The organism is Vibrio sp. 10N.222.55.C6, from assembly GCF_041473395.1.
GTDB classification, from domain to species: domain Bacteria; phylum Pseudomonadota; class Gammaproteobacteria; order Enterobacterales; family Vibrionaceae; genus Vibrio; species Vibrio crassostreae_C.
In genome coordinates this window covers 1-410 of sequence record NZ_JBFRSD010000367.1, presented here as the reverse complement: position 1 = coordinate 410, position 410 = coordinate 1, and the positions used below count along the sequence as shown (strand labels likewise).

Annotated in this window: 1 pseudogene; it reads right to left on the bottom strand. The window is 39.0% G+C overall.

The features are described 5' to 3' along the window. Positions 1 to 18: 18 nt before the first annotated feature. Positions 19 to 410, bottom strand: a pseudogene (locus AB4486_RS24150) (DUF3578 domain-containing protein); the annotation flags it as partial.

The window sequence follows — 410 nt, the reverse complement described above, 5'->3', positions numbered from 1 at the left end:
GCTACCCTATCACCATTATTATGGCCAAAATGAGGTGAAGCCTGACTGCAACTTCGACTGCATATACTCAAGCTTAATCTTTGAGCGGCAGCTTACCTTGATTGGTGTGTCTTTATCTTCAATATTCTGACGCAATAAATCTGCACGTTCACCATCCCAAATAGCTTTTAAGGTGCTTTGATTTGATAGAACTTCTACTAACTTTTCTAATAGTGCACCGCCATCTTCCGTCGTCAACTTATCTTCATCACCTTCAACACGAGGTAATATCTTACACATTAAAAAGTCATCAAAAACAGCCGCTAATTCATCTTCATCCTTAGGAGAAAAACTAATGACTGATAAGCAAAGCTCGTTAAATGCGCGGTAAGCCAATTCAAATGCGGTACCTTTTAATACAGCATTTACCT